Source organism: Paenibacillus sp. JNU01 (assembly GCF_059130585.1).
This window is the reverse complement of the sequence record NZ_CP169723.1, coordinates 6,456,508-6,475,892: the sequence shown is the minus strand read 5'-3', so window position 1 is coordinate 6,475,892 and position 19,385 is coordinate 6,456,508. Positions and strand designations below refer to the sequence as shown.

Annotated in this window: 19 protein-coding genes; 2 read left to right on the top strand and 17 right to left on the bottom strand. The window is 45.6% G+C overall.

Translation table 11 applies throughout. The features are described from left to right. Window positions 1-68 precede the first annotated feature (68 nt). From dprA to NLBNIHML_RS28455, 4 genes are all read right to left on the bottom strand, one after another. Complete coding sequence (gene dprA / locus NLBNIHML_RS28470) at window positions 69-1,199, bottom strand: DNA-processing protein DprA (protein WP_339260430.1); 1,131 nt, start codon at window positions 1,197-1,199, stop codon at window positions 69-71. Between the two features lie 245 nt (window positions 1,200-1,444). Next, a complete protein-coding gene (gene sucD, locus NLBNIHML_RS28465; RefSeq protein ID WP_036609382.1) occupies window positions 1,445-2,374 on the bottom strand; it encodes a succinate--CoA ligase subunit alpha in 930 nt (309 codons plus the stop codon). 63 nt (window positions 2,375-2,437) lie between these two features. Beyond that, window positions 2,438-3,598 carry an ADP-forming succinate--CoA ligase subunit beta gene (gene sucC / locus NLBNIHML_RS28460; protein WP_339241565.1) on the bottom strand — a complete coding sequence of 387 codons (1,161 nt, stop codon included), beginning with the start codon at window positions 3,596-3,598 and terminating at the stop codon, window positions 2,438-2,440. A gap of 244 nt (window positions 3,599-3,842) precedes the next feature. Beyond that, window positions 3,843-4,298, bottom strand: a complete 456-nt coding sequence (locus tag NLBNIHML_RS28455; protein WP_339260428.1) for a MarR family winged helix-turn-helix transcriptional regulator — start codon at window positions 4,296-4,298, stop codon at window positions 3,843-3,845. 466 nt (window positions 4,299-4,764) lie between these two features. Between NLBNIHML_RS28455 and NLBNIHML_RS28450 the strand changes: the two genes are divergently transcribed. Beyond that, complete coding sequence (locus NLBNIHML_RS28450) at window positions 4,765-6,375, top strand: YifB family Mg chelatase-like AAA ATPase (protein ID WP_339260426.1); 1,611 nt, start codon at window positions 4,765-4,767, stop codon at window positions 6,373-6,375. Between the two features lie 183 nt (window positions 6,376-6,558). Here the strand turns inward: NLBNIHML_RS28450 and NLBNIHML_RS28445 are convergent, their stop codons facing one another. The 10 genes from NLBNIHML_RS28445 to rplS all read right to left on the bottom strand — a co-directional run bounded on the left by NLBNIHML_RS28445 (window position 6,559) and on the right by rplS (window position 15,294). Beyond that, a complete protein-coding gene (locus tag NLBNIHML_RS28445; protein WP_339241560.1) occupies window positions 6,559-7,110 on the bottom strand; it encodes a nitroreductase family protein in 552 nt (183 codons plus the stop codon). Between the two features lie 294 nt (window positions 7,111-7,404). Continuing rightward, the gene (locus NLBNIHML_RS28440; protein ID WP_472478723.1) at window positions 7,405-8,580 is read right to left on the bottom strand and encodes a carboxypeptidase-like regulatory domain-containing protein; all 1,176 of its coding nucleotides are present in this window, start codon (window positions 8,578-8,580) and stop codon (window positions 7,405-7,407) included. Between the two features lie 56 nt (window positions 8,581-8,636). After that, the gene (locus NLBNIHML_RS28435) at window positions 8,637-8,738 is read right to left on the bottom strand and encodes a hypothetical protein (RefSeq protein ID WP_494353310.1); all 102 of its coding nucleotides are present in this window, start codon (window positions 8,736-8,738) and stop codon (window positions 8,637-8,639) included. Window positions 8,739-9,118: 380 nt separating this feature from the next. Beyond that, complete coding sequence (locus NLBNIHML_RS28430) at window positions 9,119-9,517, bottom strand: YraN family protein (protein ID WP_339260422.1); 399 nt, start codon at window positions 9,515-9,517, stop codon at window positions 9,119-9,121. Continuing rightward, window positions 9,511-9,822 carry an EscU/YscU/HrcU family type III secretion system export apparatus switch protein gene (locus NLBNIHML_RS28425; protein ID WP_253433732.1) on the bottom strand — a complete coding sequence of 104 codons (312 nt, stop codon included), beginning with the start codon at window positions 9,820-9,822 and terminating at the stop codon, window positions 9,511-9,513. Before NLBNIHML_RS28425 ends, NLBNIHML_RS28430 begins: the two co-directional genes overlap by 7 nt. Then, complete coding sequence (locus tag NLBNIHML_RS28420; protein WP_494353309.1) at window positions 9,819-11,885, bottom strand: TP0910 N-terminal domain-containing protein; 2,067 nt, start codon at window positions 11,883-11,885, stop codon at window positions 9,819-9,821. The genes NLBNIHML_RS28425 and NLBNIHML_RS28420 overlap by 4 nt, the downstream gene beginning before the upstream one ends. A gap of 30 nt (window positions 11,886-11,915) precedes the next feature. Beyond that, window positions 11,916-12,617 carry a ribonuclease HII gene (gene rnhB, locus NLBNIHML_RS28415; RefSeq protein WP_339260415.1) on the bottom strand — a complete coding sequence of 234 codons (702 nt, stop codon included), beginning with the start codon at window positions 12,615-12,617 and terminating at the stop codon, window positions 11,916-11,918. A gap of 462 nt (window positions 12,618-13,079) precedes the next feature. Further along, a complete protein-coding gene (gene ylqF, locus NLBNIHML_RS28410; RefSeq protein WP_339241545.1) occupies window positions 13,080-13,943 on the bottom strand; it encodes a ribosome biogenesis GTPase YlqF in 864 nt (287 codons plus the stop codon). Between the two features lie 30 nt (window positions 13,944-13,973). Next, window positions 13,974-14,594: a signal peptidase I gene (gene lepB, locus NLBNIHML_RS28405; RefSeq protein WP_339241544.1), complete on the bottom strand. Its 621-nt coding sequence runs from the start codon at window positions 14,592-14,594 to the stop codon at window positions 13,974-13,976. Between the two features lie 358 nt (window positions 14,595-14,952). Further along, window positions 14,953-15,294, bottom strand: a complete 342-nt coding sequence (rplS, locus tag NLBNIHML_RS28400) for a 50S ribosomal protein L19 (protein WP_024630190.1) — start codon at window positions 15,292-15,294, stop codon at window positions 14,953-14,955. A gap of 394 nt (window positions 15,295-15,688) precedes the next feature. On the opposite strand from rplS, the gene NLBNIHML_RS28395 reads away from it, so the two are divergent. Next, entirely contained in the window at window positions 15,689-16,654 is a 966-nt protein-coding gene (locus NLBNIHML_RS28395; protein ID WP_494353308.1) for a polysaccharide deacetylase family protein, read from the top strand. Between the two features lie 3 nt (window positions 16,655-16,657). Here the strand turns inward: NLBNIHML_RS28395 and NLBNIHML_RS28390 are convergent, their stop codons facing one another. The 3 genes from NLBNIHML_RS28390 to trmD all read right to left on the bottom strand — a co-directional run bounded on the left by NLBNIHML_RS28390 (window position 16,658) and on the right by trmD (window position 19,384). Continuing rightward, a complete protein-coding gene (locus NLBNIHML_RS28390) occupies window positions 16,658-17,905 on the bottom strand; it encodes a hypothetical protein (RefSeq protein WP_494353307.1) in 1,248 nt (415 codons plus the stop codon). Window positions 17,906-18,053: 148 nt separating this feature from the next. Next, window positions 18,054-18,428, bottom strand: coding sequence for a VOC family protein (locus tag NLBNIHML_RS28385; RefSeq protein ID WP_494353306.1), 375 nt, complete (start codon window positions 18,426-18,428; stop codon window positions 18,054-18,056). A gap of 188 nt (window positions 18,429-18,616) precedes the next feature. Beyond that, window positions 18,617-19,384, bottom strand: a complete 768-nt coding sequence (gene trmD, locus NLBNIHML_RS28380) for a tRNA (guanosine(37)-N1)-methyltransferase TrmD (RefSeq protein ID WP_494353305.1) — start codon at window positions 19,382-19,384, stop codon at window positions 18,617-18,619. Between the last annotated feature and the right edge of the window lies 1 nt (window position 19,385).

The following is a 19,385-nucleotide window of genomic DNA, read 5'->3' as shown; positions in this document are numbered from 1 at the left end:
ATGCTTATGCATAGGTAATAACTTCAGCTAATTATATATTTCCACACGCTGCTTAGATTGCAGCATCATCATACCCTCGCATATTTAGTGCCTGGTAATTGGCTAATCTGCTTTTTTATGATTAAAGATAACAGAACTGAATGCAAATGTCCAAAATCCCAACCTAGCTGTTCAACCAATTGATCAAGGGATTGCTTCTCCTGTTCCAACAGATAAATCACACGTTGTTCATCGGGAGAGACCTTAACCTCAGTGAATATCCCCTGCCTGGAAGGCTCCGTTGTTTCAGTCGAACGTCCTCTATTGTAAGGAAGTTGATCTGCATTTGGCAAGCCCAAACGATACTCTTCCAATATATCTGCTGCACAAGTAACCAATTTGGCCCCTTGACGGATTAGATTATGTGCTCCCCTACTCTTCGGTGAGGTGATGGGTCCAGGCACTGCAAATACATCCCTTCCTGCTTCAAGCGCAGCATCTGCTGTGATAAGTGAACCACTGCGAATGTCAGCCTCAACAACCAATGTTCCCAAAGTCAGTCCGGCTATGATGCGATTCCGTTCCGGAAATAGTCCCTGACGTGCTCTCGTACCTGGTGGATATTCTGACAAAAGCAGACCCGTCTCCGCAATTCGCTCGGCAAGGCTTGTATTTTCAGGCGGGTATATATTATCAATCCCTGTTCCGAATACTGCAATCGTTTTGCCCTTAGCACGTAATACTGCATCATGACATGCACTATCAATACCACGGGCAAGTCCGCTTACGATCGTCAGTCCTGCATTGCATAATTGTTCTGCCAGCTTCTCACCAACTTTGCGCCCATACACGGTCGGCATACGAGTTCCCACCATTGCCATCGAAGGGGTATGTAACAAACTAACATCTCCTCGACCATACATTACCCAAGGAGGCTGAACGGTTTCCTTCATTAATATGGGATAATTCTGATCCAGATAAGTAATAACCTCTATTCCCTGATTGTAAACGTGTTCTCTTCTACACTCAATCCAGTTCTGGTTAAATTGACTAGCCAAACGGGCAGCCTGATCTTTACGCAAGCCAGCCGTAGCCCAATCCCCTTCTTCATAATTCAAGAGATCGGACAATTCATGTTGTCCCTGAACTAGTTTCGAGATTGTTTTCTTGCCTATCCCTTCCATCTCATGCAAACCAAACAAGATCCATCGTTCTTTCATACCATAAACCTCCCAGAGCGGGAAGAGAATCTTCCCTCATATTGTGTGTGATGTGGTCACGGATTGCAAGCGTTTACGTAGATAAGAAGTAACTTCACTTTCTTTTTCTCGTAAAAAAACGCAAAAAAGCAACCCTTCGCCCTGTTTAAGGACAAAAGGTTGCTTACCTTTTCCGTATCCATAATAGTCGGCTTACCAAAAATACATCATTTCTGAGCCGTTTCTTCTATTATAACGAAAAGGAATTAATGTGTCGTGCACAAATTCAAAATACCACGCTCTTCAAGTACACTCACCAAAGTCGAGCCCATCTCAGCAGGTGTTGGGGCTACTTTGATACCGCAAGATTCCAGCTTGGCAATCTTCTCTTTGGCTGTACCTTTACCACCAGAGATAATAGCGCCAGCATGGCCCATACGTTTGCCTGGAGGCGCTGTTACGCCACCAATAAAGCCCACAACCGGTTTGGTCATGTTTTCGCGAACCCAATCAGCAGCATCTTCTTCAGCTGTACCACCAATCTCACCAATCATGATGACCGCATGAGTCTGTGGATCTTCATTGAACCGTTTGAGGATATCAATGAACTCGGAGCCTTTTACAGGGTCTCCCCCGATTCCTACAGCAGAAGATTGTCCAATGCCACGCGTCGTCAGTTGATGAACGGCTTCATAGGTAAGTGTTCCACTACGGGAAACAACGCCCACGTGCCCTGCCATATGGATATAACCAGGCATGATACCGATTTTACATTCGCCTGGTGTAATGACACCTGGACAGTTCGGTCCGATCAGGACGGTATTTTTACCTTCCATGAAGCGGTCAACCTTAATCATGTCAAGAACCGGAATACCTTCTGTAATACAGATTACGAGGTCCAGCTCTGCGTCAACAGCTTCCATAATAGAATCTGCTGCAAATGCAGGAGGAACGTAAATGACGCTCGCTGTTGCGCCTGTAGCTTCCTTCGCTTCCTGCACAGTGTTGAACACCGGCAGACTGGCTACTGTACCGTCTTCCAGCGTGATATCCACATTAGTTCCGCCTTTACCCGGTGTAACTCCGCCTACCATCTGGGTTCCGTAGTCCAATGCGCCCTTCGTGTGGAACATTCCCGTTGAACCCGTAATGCCTTGCGTAATGACTTTTGTATTTTTATCGATCAAAATACTCACGTTGCTTCACATCCTTACGGTTATTTTTCAATTCCCGGACAGCTCCGGTACTAAGGAATGAACTTATTTTACGAGGGCAACAATTTTCTGTGCACCATCGGCCATGGAATCAGCAGGAACGATATTCAGGCCAGATTCACCCAAAATACGTTTGCCAAGCTCCACGTTAGTTCCTTCAAGACGAACAACCAGCGGTTTGGTCAGGCCAAGCTGCTTCGCGGCTTCAACAACACCATTGGCGATAACATCACAGCGCATGATACCACCGAAAATGTTAACAAAGATCCCCGCTACTTTGGCATCGGACAAGATGATTTTGAATGCTTCTGTCACCTTCTCCGTTGTAGCACCGCCCCCAACGTCAAGGAAGTTGGCCGGGTCTCCACCGTAGTATTTGATAATGTCCATCGTTGCCATCGCAAGTCCCGCACCATTGACCATACAGCCGATGTTGCCATCAAGTGCTATGTAGCTGAGGTCGTATTTGGAAGCTTCGATTTCTTTTTCATCCTCTTCATCCAGATCACGCAGTTCCATAATGTCTTTGTGACGGAACAAGGCGTTGGAGTCAAAGTTTAATTTCGCATCTAGAGCGATAACGTTTCCATCTCCGGTAACAACGAGAGGATTGATCTCAGCAATAGAGCAATCTTTTTCGACAAATGCAGTGTACAGCGCGAGCATGAACTTAACGGCTTTGTTCACCAATTCATTCGGAATCTTAATGCTGTAAGCCAGTTTACGCGCCTGGAACACTTGCAATCCAATGGCAGGGTCAATAATTTCTTTGAAAATTTTCTCAGGTGTAGCTTCAGCTACTTCTTCAATCTCAGTACCGCCTTCTTCGGAAGCCATCATAACTACACGGCCTGTGGCACGGTCCACAACAACACCCACATAATACTCTTTGCGGATATCGCATCCTTCTTCAATCAGAAGACGTTTCACTTCTTTGCCTTCTGGTCCAGTTTGGTGTGTTACCAATACTTTACCCAGAATTTCGGAAGCATAGGCACGAACTTCATCCGTACTCTTCGCCACTTTTACGCCGCCGGCTTTACCCCGGCCACCTGCGTGAATTTGCGCTTTAACAACAGTCACCGGACTGCCCAGTGCCTCTGCGGCCGCAACCGCTTCATCGACTGTATAAGCAACCTTTCCGTTTGGAACGGTAACTCCATACTGTTTCAGTACTTCTTTTCCTTGATATTCATGGATATTCATTCTCGAATCCTCCTATCAACATGACTGCAACAAGGCGGGTTGGTAGACTAACAAAAGACAAATGTTGACTATTTTCACTTAAACCCAATTCATTGTAACACGTTTTTAAAACGCTTTCCTTAAAAAATTAATGGTTAATAGACAGTATTTTGATATGAGTATGATCCCATATTGTGAATGCTTGGGTATATATGGAAAAAAACCTCAGCTATAAGCTAAGGTTTCCTTGATGTAAAACTACATTTTATTTTTTGGCTGCGTTCGTGTTGGTTTCGTGAACTTTTTCCAGCAACCCTTTGAACTGACCCAATAAAGCTTCAAACTCTGTACTGTTCAAACACGCGTCTCCCTGAATGGCTGCAGGTATGGACAATGCCTTGTTCCGCAACTCACGGCCGGAGTCTGTTAGTGTAATTAATACTTTTCGTTCATCCTGAGCCGAGCGTTCGCGATTAATAAGTCCTGCTGACTGCAACCGTTTGAGAAGTGGTGTCAATGTTCCCGAATCGAGATAGAGCGCCTCCCCGATCTCCTTAACCGTACATTCTTCACGTTCCCACAATACCATCAAGACCAGATACTGGGAGTATGTTACGCCAAGTACCTCCAAATAAGGTTGGTACATCTTCGTAATCTCACGTGAACAAGCATATATGGCAAAGCATAATTGGTTATCCAGCTTCAAACTGTCAGTCTGCATATGTCTTTCTCACCTGCCTATTGTGCATTCTATTCCTTATAGAAAGGAACTATAAATCTATCTTATCACAAATTAGAAAAAAAACAGAATAATTGAGCACAAATGATTTTACTATTCAATTTAATTATGTTAAATTAGATTGTGTAAAATAGAAATAAATATACATCATCATGATTCAATAAAAATAAAAGATAAGTCCATGGAATAAATCCACGCTTTCTCCGGCTCAATTTGATAACCATTAATGACATTTTATACGTAGGCCATTTTCGCCAAAGCTATTGAATGATTTCCTTCCAAAAATAAAATTCAGGGATCAGGAATGATGTTTACAGCTATGATAATGACAGGTTGACTCCATGATTCCTTTTATATAAAATGCTTAATAGAAGCTGAGGAAGCACCTTAATTCGTAGACTGGCCCGTGTTATGCGGAGTCAAGAATCGAGTGAGGTGTTTCTTTGTCATGTACGGAAAATTACACAGTGCGTGTTTGTACGGAATCGATGGCGTTCTGATTGAGGTGGAAACCGATTTATCCAATGGTCTGCCACAGACCTCCATCATCGGCTTACCGGATTCAGCCATTCGTGAGGCTGTTGAACGTGTTCGTGCAGCGATTAAAAACTGCGGATATCAGTATCCTTTACAGCGGATCACAATCAATCTGGCCCCTGCCGATCTGCGCAAGGAAGGATCTTCCTTTGATCTAGCCATTGCTATTGGTTTACTTATGACAAGCGGCCAGCTTGTACTTCCTCCCCAGGAACGGACACTCGTGGTTGGCGAACTGGCATTGGACGGTTCGATCAGATCCGTACCCGGCATTTTATCCATGGTGGATCTGGCCAAAAGACAAGGCTTTACGTCCATGCTCCTCCCTTATGATAACGTGGAGGAAGCGTCACTGATTCGAGGTATCCAGGTGTATGGCATTCGGCATTTGCAGGATATAGCTCCGGTAAACCCAGATCAATCAACTAGTTCAGTGGGAACACCACATCATTCAAATTCAGGACCCATTGTGTTGAAAAACTATGCTCACCTCGTTGCTCCTATAACAGATAAAACTTACAAGAAGGCGGATGGAAATGCGAGTCAAATACCATCATTTGCAGATGACTATAGTGATGTTCTGGGACAGCATCATGTCAAACGCGCGCTTATGATTGCTGCAGCCGGCATGCATAATATACTGCTCGTTGGACCACCAGGCACGGGCAAAACGATGTTAATCAAACGTTTGCCTACCATCCTTCCACCACTGTCAGAAGATGAAGCGTTAGAAGTAACCAAAGTATTAAGTGCCGCAGGCAAGTTAAAAGAAGCGCCTCAAGGCCTGATTGCAGACAGACCTTTTCGCTCCCCTCACCACACGATATCCACCTCTGGTCTGATTGGAGGCGGTGGTATACCAAAACCGGGTGAAGTTAGCCTTGCCCACCGGGGCATACTTTTTCTGGATGAATTACCTGAGTTCCAGCGTCAAGTGCTGGAGGTATTAAGGCAGCCGTTAGAGGATCGCACAGTGACGATTAGCCGGGCGCGGGCAGCATTCACCTTCCCAGCCCAGTTCATGCTCGCATGTTCCATGAATCCCTGCCCCTGCGGATATTTGTCCGCTCATTCGGAGGAGCAGCGCTGTATATGCAGTCCCGCTCGTGTTGCGGCGTATCGGGCCAAAATTTCAGGGCCATTGCTGGACCGTATTGATCTTCAGGTTGAGGTTCCTCCACCAGGCGAGTGGCGCAAGTCTGCTGCTTCCCCTTCCTCTGAAGAAATGCAGTCAAAAGTCATCCATGCTCATCACATTCAGGCGACCCGTTATGCCCAAAGTTTGGTTCGCTGGAATAGCCAGCTTTCGGGCACACTTTTGCGACGAACGATCCATCTCCCCCATGAGGCAGAGCAACTGTTAGAGCAAACACTGCAAACCTTGAACCTGAGCATGCGTGCACATGATCGGATTATCAAGATGGCACAGACCATTGCCGACCTGGACCATGATGGTGAAATTGTGACAGCTCATGTGGCTGAAGCCATACAGTATCGTCAATTGGATCTTAATTTATTTTGAGAAGTATACGAAGGAAGAACAAGTTCACCAAAAATCATAACCCGATATCATCAACCTGTAGGCTGAATAGCATGGTCAAGACGAATATATCATTGAATTTTTAATATAGGGATATGTCATCACAACAAAAAAACGTACAAGTGGCTCTCTTTTGAGGAGAGGTACTTGTACGTCAATTTTTCATCACTCAAAAAGAGTCAGTTTGTCCTTCGCAGGTGTACGTTCTTTGGCAGAAGGAATAACATCGGGGTATCCCATGTAAACCATGCCTATAATCTTCTCACCCGCCTCTATGCCAAGAGGTTTGCGGAATTTGGGAGCGTAAAGGAATGGCTTGGTCACCCAGAATGTACCAATATCTTCACTCCAGGCTGCAAGCATAAAGTTCTGAACCAATGCACTTACCGCAGCGAAGTCTTCGTCCCAGATATTCTGTCTTGGATCTTCCTCCAGAACAACAAGCATAACGGATGGAACTTGCATAATATTCGCTGAAAATTTATTGTCTTCTCCCATTTCTGCGTCAATGGCCTCAGCCAGTTTCTTCCGCCCATTCCCGGTAAATAACAGGAACCTCCAAGGTTCACGCAGTTTATGGTTAGGAGCCCAGACTGCAGTGTCCAGCAATTCTATAATTTGCTGTGTAGGAACAGCTTCTTTTTTAAATTTTTTCACCGTGCGACGATTTTGAATCGCTTCTCTGACTACATTACTTGTTTTTGTAACTTTACTCATCGGCCGTACCTCCCTGATTATAATATCACTTGTAACCGTAACAAAGACTTACGGTCTTGTATAACTCGTTTATGACTAATCAAAAGATTATAACTCCAGATTACATCCTTGATTATACACCCTTCTGTTCAGGAGATTCAAAGGGATGGCTCCGAAAACTATGACTACAGGCGCAAGAATGAAAAAGACGACTCCGAATCCTGATCCACTAATGGCGATCATCAAGTCAGAGCCGTCTATTTTGAACCAGCCAATTTGCACCGTCAGGAAATTACGATCACGTCAACGCTCGAATCAGTATGGACCTGCTCCTTCAAAAGTACCTTTAACAAAATCCATTTTGTTGTACTTCTCCTGGTTACCAGCAACATCAGTACTGTAATACTCTACCACCTTGACCTCGGGAGCAAAAAATTGGACAGGCCCTTCATAGTTCTTCCACGCTCCTCCATTGATTCGATATTGCGTTGTTTTTACACCTGATCCTTTGACTTCGTCGGTAGCCTGGAGTCTAAACGTAAATCCTTTGATGTATGTCTTCCCATTTACGGTGTCTGTGATTGGAACTAATCTGTACTTGGTTACTGGTGGAGTAACATCTGCATCTTTCTTAAGTACGATATTAAACGTATTATGATCCCCTTGTACAAGGGTAACGTTAAGGCTAGTTTTTAAGTATCCTGATGCTTCCCCCGTTATTGTTCTGGCGCCTGTTGGCACGCGTTTTATAAAATAGTTGCCTTGAGCATCCGTTGTTGCCGAGACTCCAGCATTCACTTTAGCTCCAGTGACTGGGTTGCCCTCCTCATCTACTACTTTTCCGCGGACGTGTGCTGCTTCTGTCAAAACAACATCTACGATTAAGGTTTTTCCAGCTTGAACATTCAAACGATCCTGTTCATAAAGCATATAATCCGCAGAATCTACCCAGATTGCAATGTTCGGATTATAGTCAAAATCAAGCCCAGTAACGGCATACCGGCCTTGCTCATTCGTTTTAACCGGGCGATCCGACGCCCCTGTTACTTTGACCAGGGCATCTGGAATCGGCTTGCCTGTTTGATCGGTTACAGATCCTACAATCGTAGAAGGTTCGTAAAGCTCAAAATTAACCAAAATCTGTTCCCCTTCTGACAAATAGTAGGTATTACGATGCCTGTCTGTCACATATCCTTCTGCTTCAATTATAAAACTGATTTCCGTATAATCCTGAACAGACTCCAGGATGGAATAACTTCCAGTGGCATCTGTCTTCACGCTTTTTTCAGTATTTTCCCCTTGGTATCTAAGAGAATACTTAATTGTTGCATCCTGGATAGGAAATCCTTCAGGATCCGTAACTTTACCTGATACCTTTGCCTGTGTAGACGGATCAGCTGCATAAGAAACGCCAGAATACATGATTCCAAACATAATGAAACATAAAGATAGTGTACTTAGTCGAATTATCCATTTGATACTTGTCTTCATCTTCTCACTACACCTCACGATATATTTATGAATCTAACGTTACCCTCTAACCTCTTTTAACTTTCTAAAAGCTCAAGCTTCCAGAACTCCCCGTCCCAAACATATTGCCAAATGCCTTGCCCACCGTTCATGGTCTCGCTGATATCCAGCACTTCCATCCGAGGGCACTCCCATACTCGTTTTCCTGTGTTGTTCGACGTATTCTGAAGCTCTTTCATACATCCCACCAACCTCTCTTTAATTTTCAACTTTTTTAGTTTATAACAAATGATACATTTTGTATCTATATTTTTAGAAAATACAATGATTTTATTATCAGTGTTTGTCTCCTCTGTTTTATCATTTCATCGTAAAATTAAAAAAAGCCACAGTTCCTGCATGATGAGGAACTGCGGCTTAAGTATAATAACTAATTTCAAGACTTCAAGGAATGCAATAATAAGACATAATTAAACTTGGAGTTTGAAATAAACGAACTTCCATATCAATATGATACATTTTGTATCTTGAGATACAGCAATGATTTTACGTGACATGCTTAAAATGCATTAACAATATGATTCACAGAGATCGTCTCTCCTGCTTGATCAAGCATTACGGCAATTACATCGAAACGGATCTGATGTTCCGTCTCTCCCGTCATTTGCAAATAAACGGATGCAGTTGAGCGCACCTGCTGCATTTTACGCATATCAACCGATTCCTGAGGTGTACCATACTGAGCGGCTCCACTTCTGCTCCTTACTTCTACAAAAACAATCAGTCCCTCGTAAGAAGCAATGATGTCAATCTCACCGCTACGGCAACGCCAGTTCTGTCTAATGATCCGATAATCATTCTCTCGCAACCATTGACGGGCGGCCTCTTCACCTAATCGGCCCTTTTGCTGTCGTGTGAGCTTCAGACTCAGCCCCTGTCCCAATTTACGTTCTACCATGACTCATTTTCCTCACGTCCTGAGGCTATTCGATCTGCACGGTAGACATACGTTAGTACTTCCGCGACCAGTTGATACAGTTCAGCCGGAATCTGTTCATCCAGATCCAACTTGGAGAGCACCTCCACAAGTGCTGCATCCTCCTGAACAGCGACGCCGTTTTCTCTGGCTTTATCTAATATAGCTTCTGCCACTTTCCCGCGCCCCTTGGCCACAACAACAGGCGCTTCGCTCTCTCCAGGGACATATTTTAGGGCAACCGCCTTTTTGGAGAGCAGGTCCGGTTGTGACGACTCGTCTTTCATACTTTCAAGTCCACCCCTTTGTATCGTTCAGGACTATAGTCCGAGGCCTTCATTTTTCGTTCTGCACCCGGTTCCTGGCCCACAGGCCACGGTTCTGACTTGAAAGTCAGCAGTTGATAACCCAGCTTATCCAACGCCTGATGGATTACCTCTCGTCCGCTCTCCAGAAGCGGTCCCATTCCTTCGCGATCATTTAATACACGTAAGCTGACAATGTTGTTAACCACATGTACATCTACCAGCGTTGGCCCAAGACTTTTCATGTCCAGATCGAACCATAGACGGCAGTTGGACGCATCCAGCTCTCCACGTGGTCCACGGCGTGACTGAATCTGAACAGATGCCGTTTCTTCCCCGTCCGGTCCAGTGATCGGAATAAACCAGTGCATCTGTGCAAATGTAGCACTGCGATCTGTCGTCAGCAATAACTGCTGACCTGTCAGATATTGCACGGCCTGTCCGGCGGCATCCTTAAGCGCCGCCGGTGCACCTTCGCTGCTGGCAAGCTGCAGCAGCAAACCCTTCAGCGTGTCCGCATTCGCCGGACTCGCCGCTTCCCCCACGCGCGGCTGCGCTGCCGCGCCGTGAACGGCCTGCTGCTCGTGCTCCGCACCGAGCAGCTTCAGCACGCGCCCCACCCACGGGTCCCCCTCGTGGGTGACAGGCGCGTGCACTGCCGCAGCTCCCGCAGGTGCTGCGGCACTACCGCCAGCCGGCGGCGCATCAGCGCCGGCTGGCGTTGGCTGCGGCACGCCTCCGGCAGCCGCAGCCGCCTGGCCGCCCTGCGATGCAGGGGCGGCCTGTGCTGCCGCACCAGGCTGTGCCGGTGCGGCAGTGGACGCGCTGCGCAAGACGTCCAGCAGCGCCAGCAGCTTGGGCGCCAGCTGCGCTGCCGTAGGCGCTGCTGGCGCCGCCTGGCCTGCTGCGGACGGCGTCCCCGCAGCAGCAGGCGTTTCAGCGCGGCCATCAGTCCGGCCGGCCGCGCTTGCTTCAGACTGGCCTGCACTTGCACGGCCAGCCATAGATTCAGCTGCCGCCCCTGGTGTACCCGGGCGGCTACCACCCATTTCACCCGCGTCAGTCCCACGCGGGCTCTCTCCAGGTATTCCGGTTCCCGACGGAATACTCGTACCACCTTTGCCAGCCAATTCAACGTTGTTGGCAACTGGCTTCGCCGCAGCTTCAGCACTTCCTGTGCCTCCAGCCATCTGTATGTTTCCTTTCACAGCAGCCCCTACAACCTCTGCCCCATCATCCGTCATGGGTGTTGCTCCTGCCAATGCCGCTTGTCCTTGCTGCGTCGACAGAACAGGTGCTCCAGTTCCAGTCCCTGTTACCTGACGACCATTGCCTGATGAAGCCAACCCTTCTTCCAACTGCGCTGCATTCGGCAATACAGGTGCACCAGCCATGGCTGCTGGCTTCAGCGTAGCAGATTGTTCCCCAGTCAGTACCGGTTTACCTGTAGCTTGAGTCAGCATCGTTTCCAACTGATCAGCCAACCCGCTTAATAACTGGTGAAGGGGGGGACCAAACACCGTCTGGTGTAATCCTTTTACCGTTTCGGCCGTAACCGGAAGACCACGCTGAAAAGCAATTCCCGTCGCCTGCACCCATTCTTCCACAGGGACCTGTGCGGGTTTGGCATTCATCATATTCTGAACCATAGCCACATTATCCTTCGTGAGCGGCAAACCGCTACGCTGCATGGCAAGCAACAGTTCCCGGTTCCCTTTTGTATCCGGTAGCCCTACATCCTGTAGCAGGTTGTTCAACGAAGCTTGTGGCAGCTCAGCAAGTGTACCCGACATTGGCTTCATGACCGTAATGCCGTTTTCACCTGGAGGCTGTACTTGGAGCAATGTGGTCTCACCCGGACGGAGTGGAGTCTCCAATTTGGCGCGCACCTGCACACCTTGAATCTGTAGAACCGCATCCCCTCCATCATCGGATACACTTACCACGGAGCCACGAACTACCTGACCTTCCTTTAATTCAAGCGGCTTGGCATTCCCTGGCTTGCTGTCTCCCAATAATCCCTTGATCACGGAACCGATATTCAAATCTCTCCCCCTCCTTCCTTCAAGCCTGTATTAAAACAACGATTGCTGCTCACCAAGCAGATTGCCCAGAAAACTGCGGCGATGCATCGGGGTTGCCCCCAAAGCCATAATTTGCTCCCGATGAACTTTTGTTGCGTATCCTTTATGTATCGACAGACCATATTCCGGATATAACGTATCCCATTCTTCCTTACAGAGTCGATCTCGCGTTACCTTGGCAATGATAGATGCCGCTGCAATCGATTGACTATTGGCATCCCCTTTAATAATGGACAGTTGAGGCACATTCACATCCACCTTCTCGGCATCCACCAGCATATAATCAGGCGTTTCTCCCAACGCTTCAACAGCCCGTTTCATCGCAAGTCTCGCAGCCTGCTTGATGTTTAGCCGATCAATCGTCTCTGCATCCGCGTACCCGATACCTACCGCCAGTGCCTTTTCCATAATAACGTCATATAGTGCATCACGTTTTTTCTCCGTCAATTTCTTGGAGTCATTCACACCTTCCAGAATGAGGTCCTTGGGTAAAATAACCGCCGCTGCGACAACATCCCCAAACAAACATCCCCGACCTACCTCATCAATACCAGCAATCCGTTCAAATCCACTGTCCCAATACTCTCGTTCGTAGAGCAACAGATCCCGCGGTTCACTGGCTTCTTTTTTCTTCTTTGTTCCAATCGGGGGATCCAGTAAATTGAAACCGATCTCTTCATTCTTTTCAACCATAATACTCATCTCCTCTACCCACGCTTCTTCAGCATGCGTATCACTTACAACTTTTTTATAATATAGACGTAGATCCTTTGTCTTTGTTCTGTACAACCTGTCATCTCAGCAAAACTTTTCCTTGAGGTTTACAATAATAAAGATAGTGATGTCTTCATTTATCGGTATTTGATGGTTTAAATTGAATATATCAGACCTCGTCTAATCTAAATTGCACCACCATTCATCATAGCACGATTTAGATGCACCTGATATATGGGTCAGTCAATTCCATAAAGCGCTCTTTTCTTCAATCCTCTTCCATTTTTATCGTTTTGGACGTAAGTCCAGCTCCAATTTCGAGTTTTATACACAAAAAAAAGACCGTTCCCGGTAATCCGGTCACGGCCGCTTCTTTCGGCACTTGGATATATGAAATGAACAGATCAAGATAATGTTCTTCATCGTGTAGAGTCCCTATTTTTAATAAGGGGCTTCCATAGAGAACCGTCCCATTTTACCCGCTCGCAATTCACGCAGAAATGCTCGCGATGCCTTTTCCAAGTCAATACGTCCACCGCTTACAACACAACCACGTATACGGCCGACTTGTTCCATAATCGCAATAACACTGTCTGAATCATCTGCATCCTTGGAGAACTCCTGAAGTCCGTATCTCTCTTCCAGAGCGTCCCAGTAATAACGCATCAGGTAACTGATTCCAAAAAAGGCGATATCCTCTGCATTCAGAATTTCCTCTTTGATAGCACCCGTTACGGCAAGACGATAACCTACATTCTGATCTTCGAACTTGGGCCAAAGAATACCCGGAGTATCCAATAACTCCATTTCTTTGCCTACCTTAATCCACTGTTGCCCCTTCGTCACACCAGGACGATCTCCTGTCAACGCAATACTCCGTCCAGCCAGTCGGTTAATCAATGTTGATTTCCCCACATTTGGAATACCCACAATCAATCCGCGAACCGCACGAGGGTTAATTCCTTTGGCCAGTTGACGATCAATTTTTTCTTTCAGAAGAAGCTTCGCCTGTACCGGAATGTCTTTTACATTGGTGCCTGTTGAGGCATCCACGGGAAAGGCGGTAATTCCTTCTTTTTTGAAATATTCAATCCACTCTTGCGTCACTTTGGCATCTGCCAAATCCGCTTTGTTTAACAAAATCATCCGGGGTTTATCCAGCAATATTTCGTCAATCATCGGATTACGGCTGGAGACAGGCAGACGGGCATCCAATAGTTCGATGACCACGTCGATGAGCTTTAACTTATCCTGAATCTGGCGTCTGGCTCGAGTCATATGACCTGGAAACCATTGTATCGTCAACTTGTCTTCACCTCATTGTTTACTTCAATTTCAGTGGTTAATCCACTTAATCTGCCCGATCGGCCAGAAAATAACATCTGCACGACCAATAATATCTTCTAACGAAACGTAACCGATCATACGGCTGTCTGTACTATTTGGACGGTTGTCTCCCATGACAAACACATGACCTGCAGGCACTTTGCCATCAGGGAACTGCTCATTCGGGAAATCCTTCACGTTATATGTTCCACCATTGGCTTCAGCTGCATCAATGGCACCTTGAATATAGGTTTCATCAACCTTTTTGCCGTTAACCATCACCGTATCGTCCTGAACCTCAACCGTATCACCTTCAACAGCAATAACACGTTTGATGAAATCCCGACCTTCGGAAGGTACGTGGAAGACGATAACTTCACCGCGCTTCGGTTCTCGGATATCATATAAGATTTCGTTGACGATTACACGTTCGCCCGTTTCGAAGTTCGGCTGCATGGACGGTCCATCCACAACAAACGGTTTGAAGAGCAACCACCGAATCAGAATGACGAGAACTAATGCAATAACAATGGCTTTGAGCCATTCAACAATTTCATTTTTGGCTTTTTTGGATCGACTGTTTTTCTCTTCGGCAGGATTGCCCTGGTCCTGTTGAACTTCTTGTTCCATTCAAGATCTTCCTCTCTTCACAGTACATGATTATAGCAGTACACATATCCAGCATTTTGTATCGTTCCAATAACTCTAGGGATGGATACAAAACATTCACATCAGTTATGTAATCTTACACCAAGCATTACAATACATTTAATCCACAATTCAAATGTCTTCAGAGGTTGTTCAAAAAGTCGGTACTGAAAACCGGTCTTTTCGAACACGCACTTCGATAACTGATTTTACAAGCCTCCCGGACTATCCCACGCATGTGTTGCCATACCATTTTACTCGGAAGTGTACCTCCGGTTCAACTTTTCCCGGACAAAAACGAAAAGGGCTTGTCTCCAAGCCCTTCCCGGTATCCGTTATATTAACGAATTTCTTTAATTCTCGCTGCTTTACCGCGTAGTTCACGAAGATAATAAAGCTTCGCACGACGCACTTTACCACGGCGAGCCACTTCGATTCTATCGATTTTTGGGGAATGAAGCGGGAAAGCTCTTTCCACACCTACACCGTAAGAAATTTTACGAACTGTAAAAGTCTCACTGATTCCACCACCACGGCGTTTAATCACAACACCTTCGAACAATTGGATACGCTCACGAGTTCCCTCGATTACCTTAACGTGCACTTTCAAAGTGTCACCAGGACGAAAACTCGGAATATCCTTACGAAGTTGTTCTTGTGTAATCGCTTGAACGATATTCATCTATGACTCCCTCCTTCCGTACAGGCGTTCATACTTCTTCCAGAGATCACCTTGTCTCCTTCATTATCCATAGAGGACCGCCGTATTCCACATAACAGACTTATTGTATCACGCAGCATATCAAAACACAAGAGAAATTAAACAAAATGTCTATGGAGCCATCAGCAACACTGGAACTCCCTATCATTCCCCTAAAGCATATTCATGGACAGCAGAACGTTGAACTATTTTAATTTTTACAACTAGCTAGGGGTTCAGATATGCCGTCTCCTCTTTCTCCACGCTCTCATCTGCAAGTCAACCTGATATAGGAAAAAATACTGTAACTTCCCCTATTGAAATATCGTCTATGATATAACTTATTGATCACTTTAAAAGGAGAACCCAAAGACTCATGAAATATTGGAAAAAGATCACACTTGCCCTACTCGCCATGCTCATATGCTCCATTACACTGTATGCCTATGCCGTAACCCATCCTACAAATGCCATGTCACACAAAGCCTGTACCTCCTGGGACATCGTTAAACGCAAAGCATTCCAGCTGTCACACACTGACTACACCCGTCAAAATGCACTGGATCGTTCCACCTTCAAGATAGAAACAGGTACGGCTACAGAAGTTCCTGTACTCATGTATCATTACATAGAGCCCGAACTGAACGATCACCAGATAGATAACAAATCCATCATTAGTCTGGAAGATTTCAAGCAAAACATGAAATACCTGCACGACGAAGGCTACCACACGATTACATTGGATCAGCTTGAACAGTATGTAAACGGGAAGCTCTCCCTGCCAAAGAAGTCCATTGTAATTACCTTTGATGATGGATATCAGAACAATTATACGTTAGCTTACCCTGTGCTTCAAAAATATAATTTTCATGCCTCACTGTTTGTCATTGGTAGTAAAATTCAAGATCAGCCTTCAGAATCTGCTCCCGCAATTGACAGTTTCATCTCCAAGCCAGAAATGCAGGCGGCAACTGACGTATTTGAATTTAACAGCCATACCTATAACCTGCATCACAAGGGATTTATGCGCTGTGGAAACAGTGTACCTGTCGGTCTTGACACCAGTCTTCTGGATGATGATATTCAGCAAATGAAGCAAACCGGAATAGACACACCTTATCTGGCCTATCCTTTTGGGTATACCAGTACACAGATGATTTACAAGTTACAGCAGCACGGATATCGCATGGCCTTTACTGTAAAGTCTGGATTTGTGCATCCAGGAGATGATCTCATGAAGCTACCTCGCTTGACGGTCACGACAGGTACTGATTTGGCAACCTTGCTTCAACCCGAATCCAGTCCGCAGAATGAATTACCCCCATCGGAGAATGACCGATAAAACCTAGAGTTTAACTTCACCGCCCGGATACAGAGTCGAGCTATACAGCCTTTTGAGCTGTGGCTTGGCTCTTTTTGCATCGGTTAGTGATAATGTCATCGGAGAGCTGGCGTAAACCAACGCTTCTTGTGCGTCATAGATGATGATCTGTTCCAGTCCACTCTGAACCAGATCTGCATGTACGGCATATCCCTCTTTCGGAAATTCGGTAACCGTTTTCATGTTTCCATCGACCAAAGAAGGCAAGACATCACCACCTCGACGATAAGCCAAAATATAATCAAGTCCACCCTCATCCCAGTTACTTACAGGCTCTATAATAGTTAACCAGCCACGAGTTGTGCGATTTTCTTTCCATATTTCTTGCCCATCATTGTTCAGCATGAACATTCCATCCTTACCACGCTCATCGCCCCGGACGATCCGGTCCAGACCTGCAATCTGTAAACCTTCCATTTCAGCAATAAAATGGCCCAGCGCAATATGCTGTGATTCAATCGAATCTTCATAACGCCATTTCTCATTGCCATAACGGTCCATCATAACCGTGACACTGCCACCGATAACAACCTCAACTTCCCCATCACCATCAACGTCTCCAAACCATATACAGTCGGCATGATCATCCAAGTTCTCACAAGACCATAATACCGTCCCATCATGGTCCAGCATGTCATATCCGGCCATCACTTCATCCTTTCCATCTCCATCAATATCAAACACCCACGGAAAATGTCCCGGATTCCCCTCATGCTTCCATAACAAATTAAAATCATGGTCAAGTGCCCATAACGTCTTATAGCGGTCTTTCAGTATAATGTCCATTTTGGATTGGTTACCAGTCAGGTTGGCAAGAATAATACAGTCATGCGCTTCATCACCTGGCAGATCACGTGTTTCTTTGATCTCTCCTGTCCGGCCATCTAACACGAGAAATTGTTTATTCATAACACATAGTACTTCATTATGCCCATCACCATCCCAATCTGCGATCTGTGCAGGGTAGTCTGAGCCCGGCCCACCTGCATGGGGATCAGCAGTTCCTACCTGCCATATTAAAGTCCCTTCCAGATCAAATGCAGTCAAACAGCATACCTGATGCGGAACATATCGATCATCTATGTCCCCATCTGCCTGTATCAACAACATCTCGAGTCTGCCATCTCCATTCAGATCTCCCAAGAGCATTTTGCAGCGTTCTCCGGCTTGGCTAATATCTATTTTGGCAATTTCATAGGGTTGATGATTCATAACCTTCCTCCTCAGTTGTGATTCAGTTCCAACTGAGTTCACCATATAGAAAATTCCTTTCTTTTACAACCCTGTCTAGTGCTTATGCAAAAAAGTTCAAAGTTGCAAAACTGTACATGTCAACATGAACGATTTTTTAACGAATGATTTAAACCCATTCCAAGAACTCAAGACGATTGCCAAAAGGGTCATTGATATAAAAACGCCTTACCCCCTCCTCTTCCCTTGCTTCGTCATCGACAATATAAATATGATTATCAATCAAATGATTACGCAGCTGATCCAAATGCTGTACTTGAAATGCTGGATGAGCTTTTGTTGCTGGAACGAAATCTTTTTGTATTCCAACATGTACTTGATGTCTGCCACACTCGAACCATACACCACCCCGTTTTCTTAGAATTTCAGGTTTAGGAATCTCTGTCCATCCCAATACTTCATTGAAAAAATGACGTGCTTCCGATTCACAACCTTCCGGTGCTGCGAGCTGAATATGATCTAGACCAATAATTCTATACGTCATTCATACACCACCTTTAGTTTCACTTAATGAAACCTAGTTTCAATAAGTGTACTTCCATTTTATAGAATAAACCAATCAAAATCCAGCTTCTTTTCTATATACAAAAAAAGCCAACCTTTGGTATCAAGGTCGACCTTTTGGAATGGCGAAAATTATATTAATGTGCATATAGATTATGATACGTCTATTTACTCTGTATTATTTTTACGGTTTGAGCGTATCTTTTTCAACCAAATTCGCTCTTTGTCCGTCAAATCAGCCGTTTCCAACATTTCCGGTCTGCGCTCTAATGTACGAAGCAACGACTGTTCCCTGCGCCACGCCTCAATATTCAGATGATGCCCAGACAATAGCATATCCGGTACTTTCATGCCCCTGAACTCGGGTGGACGTGTGTAGTGCGGATATTCCAGGAGTCCAGTACTGAATGAATCCGTTACGGCGCTTGTCTCATTTCCAAGCACACCTGGGATCAGACGTACGATGCTGTCAATCGCAACCATGGCAGGTAGCTCCCCACCCGTGAGTACGTAATCCCCAATGGATAGTTCATCCGTCACGAGAAATTCGCGAATTCGCTCATCGTAACCTTCATAATGTCCGCATATAAAAATCAGATGATCTTCCTGTACAAGTTCTTCTGCTTTTTTCTGTGTAAACGTCTCACCTTGCGGACACATTAGAATGATACGTGGAGGTTTCATCGTTGACGCAGCTTCTCCGCGTTGCTCCAGAACATCTTCTACAGCAGCAAAGATCGGATCTGGTTTGAGCACCATGCCTCCACCCCCACCATAAGGAGCATCATCTACTGTATTATGTTTATTAGTCGCATAATTACGGAAGTTGGTTGCACCGAGGGTTACTAGACCCTTCGTTTGAGCTTTTCCCAGAATGCTTGCTCCGAACACACCGTCAAACATCTCAGGGAATAGCGTTAATACATCCACTTTCATG

Bases quoted from the DNA above. Each gene is read 5' to 3' on its own strand.
- rnhB (WP_339260415.1), bottom strand. From the start codon at position 12,617: ATGGTTGAAAAGAATGAAGAGATCGGTTTCAATTTACTGGATCCCCCG.
- NLBNIHML_RS28455 (WP_339260428.1), bottom strand. From the start codon at position 4,298: ATGCAGACTGACAGTTTGAAGCTGGATAACCAATTATGCTTTGCCATA.
- NLBNIHML_RS28435 (WP_494353310.1), bottom strand. From the start codon at position 8,738: ATGGAAGTGCTGGATATCAGCGAGACCATGAACGGTGGGCAAGGCATT.
- NLBNIHML_RS28395 (WP_494353308.1), top strand. From the start codon at position 15,689: ATGAAATATTGGAAAAAGATCACACTTGCCCTACTCGCCATGCTCATA.
- dprA (WP_339260430.1), bottom strand. From the start codon at position 1,199: ATGAAAGAACGATGGATCTTGTTTGGTTTGCATGAGATGGAAGGGATA.
- NLBNIHML_RS28445 (WP_339241560.1), bottom strand. From the start codon at position 7,110: ATGAGTAAAGTTACAAAAACAAGTAATGTAGTCAGAGAAGCGATTCAA.
- sucC (WP_339241565.1), bottom strand. From the start codon at position 3,598: ATGAATATCCATGAATATCAAGGAAAAGAAGTACTGAAACAGTATGGA.
- NLBNIHML_RS28385 (WP_494353306.1), bottom strand. From the start codon at position 18,428: ATGACGTATAGAATTATTGGTCTAGATCATATTCAGCTCGCAGCACCG.
- trmD (WP_494353305.1), bottom strand. From the start codon at position 19,384: ATGAAAGTGGATGTATTAACGCTATTCCCTGAGATGTTTGACGGTGTG.
- rplS (WP_024630190.1), bottom strand. From the start codon at position 15,294: ATGAATATCGTTCAAGCGATTACACAAGAACAACTTCGTAAGGATATT.
- NLBNIHML_RS28450 (WP_339260426.1), top strand. From the start codon at position 4,765: ATGTACGGAAAATTACACAGTGCGTGTTTGTACGGAATCGATGGCGTT.
- NLBNIHML_RS28425 (WP_253433732.1), bottom strand. From the start codon at position 9,822: ATGAAAGACGAGTCGTCACAACCGGACCTGCTCTCCAAAAAGGCGGTT.
- NLBNIHML_RS28430 (WP_339260422.1), bottom strand. From the start codon at position 9,517: ATGGTAGAACGTAAATTGGGACAGGGGCTGAGTCTGAAGCTCACACGA.
- lepB (WP_339241544.1), bottom strand. From the start codon at position 14,594: ATGGAACAAGAAGTTCAACAGGACCAGGGCAATCCTGCCGAAGAGAAA.
- NLBNIHML_RS28390 (WP_494353307.1), bottom strand. From the start codon at position 17,905: ATGAATCATCAACCCTATGAAATTGCCAAAATAGATATTAGCCAAGCC.
- NLBNIHML_RS28440 (WP_472478723.1), bottom strand. From the start codon at position 8,580: ATGAAGACAAGTATCAAATGGATAATTCGACTAAGTACACTATCTTTA.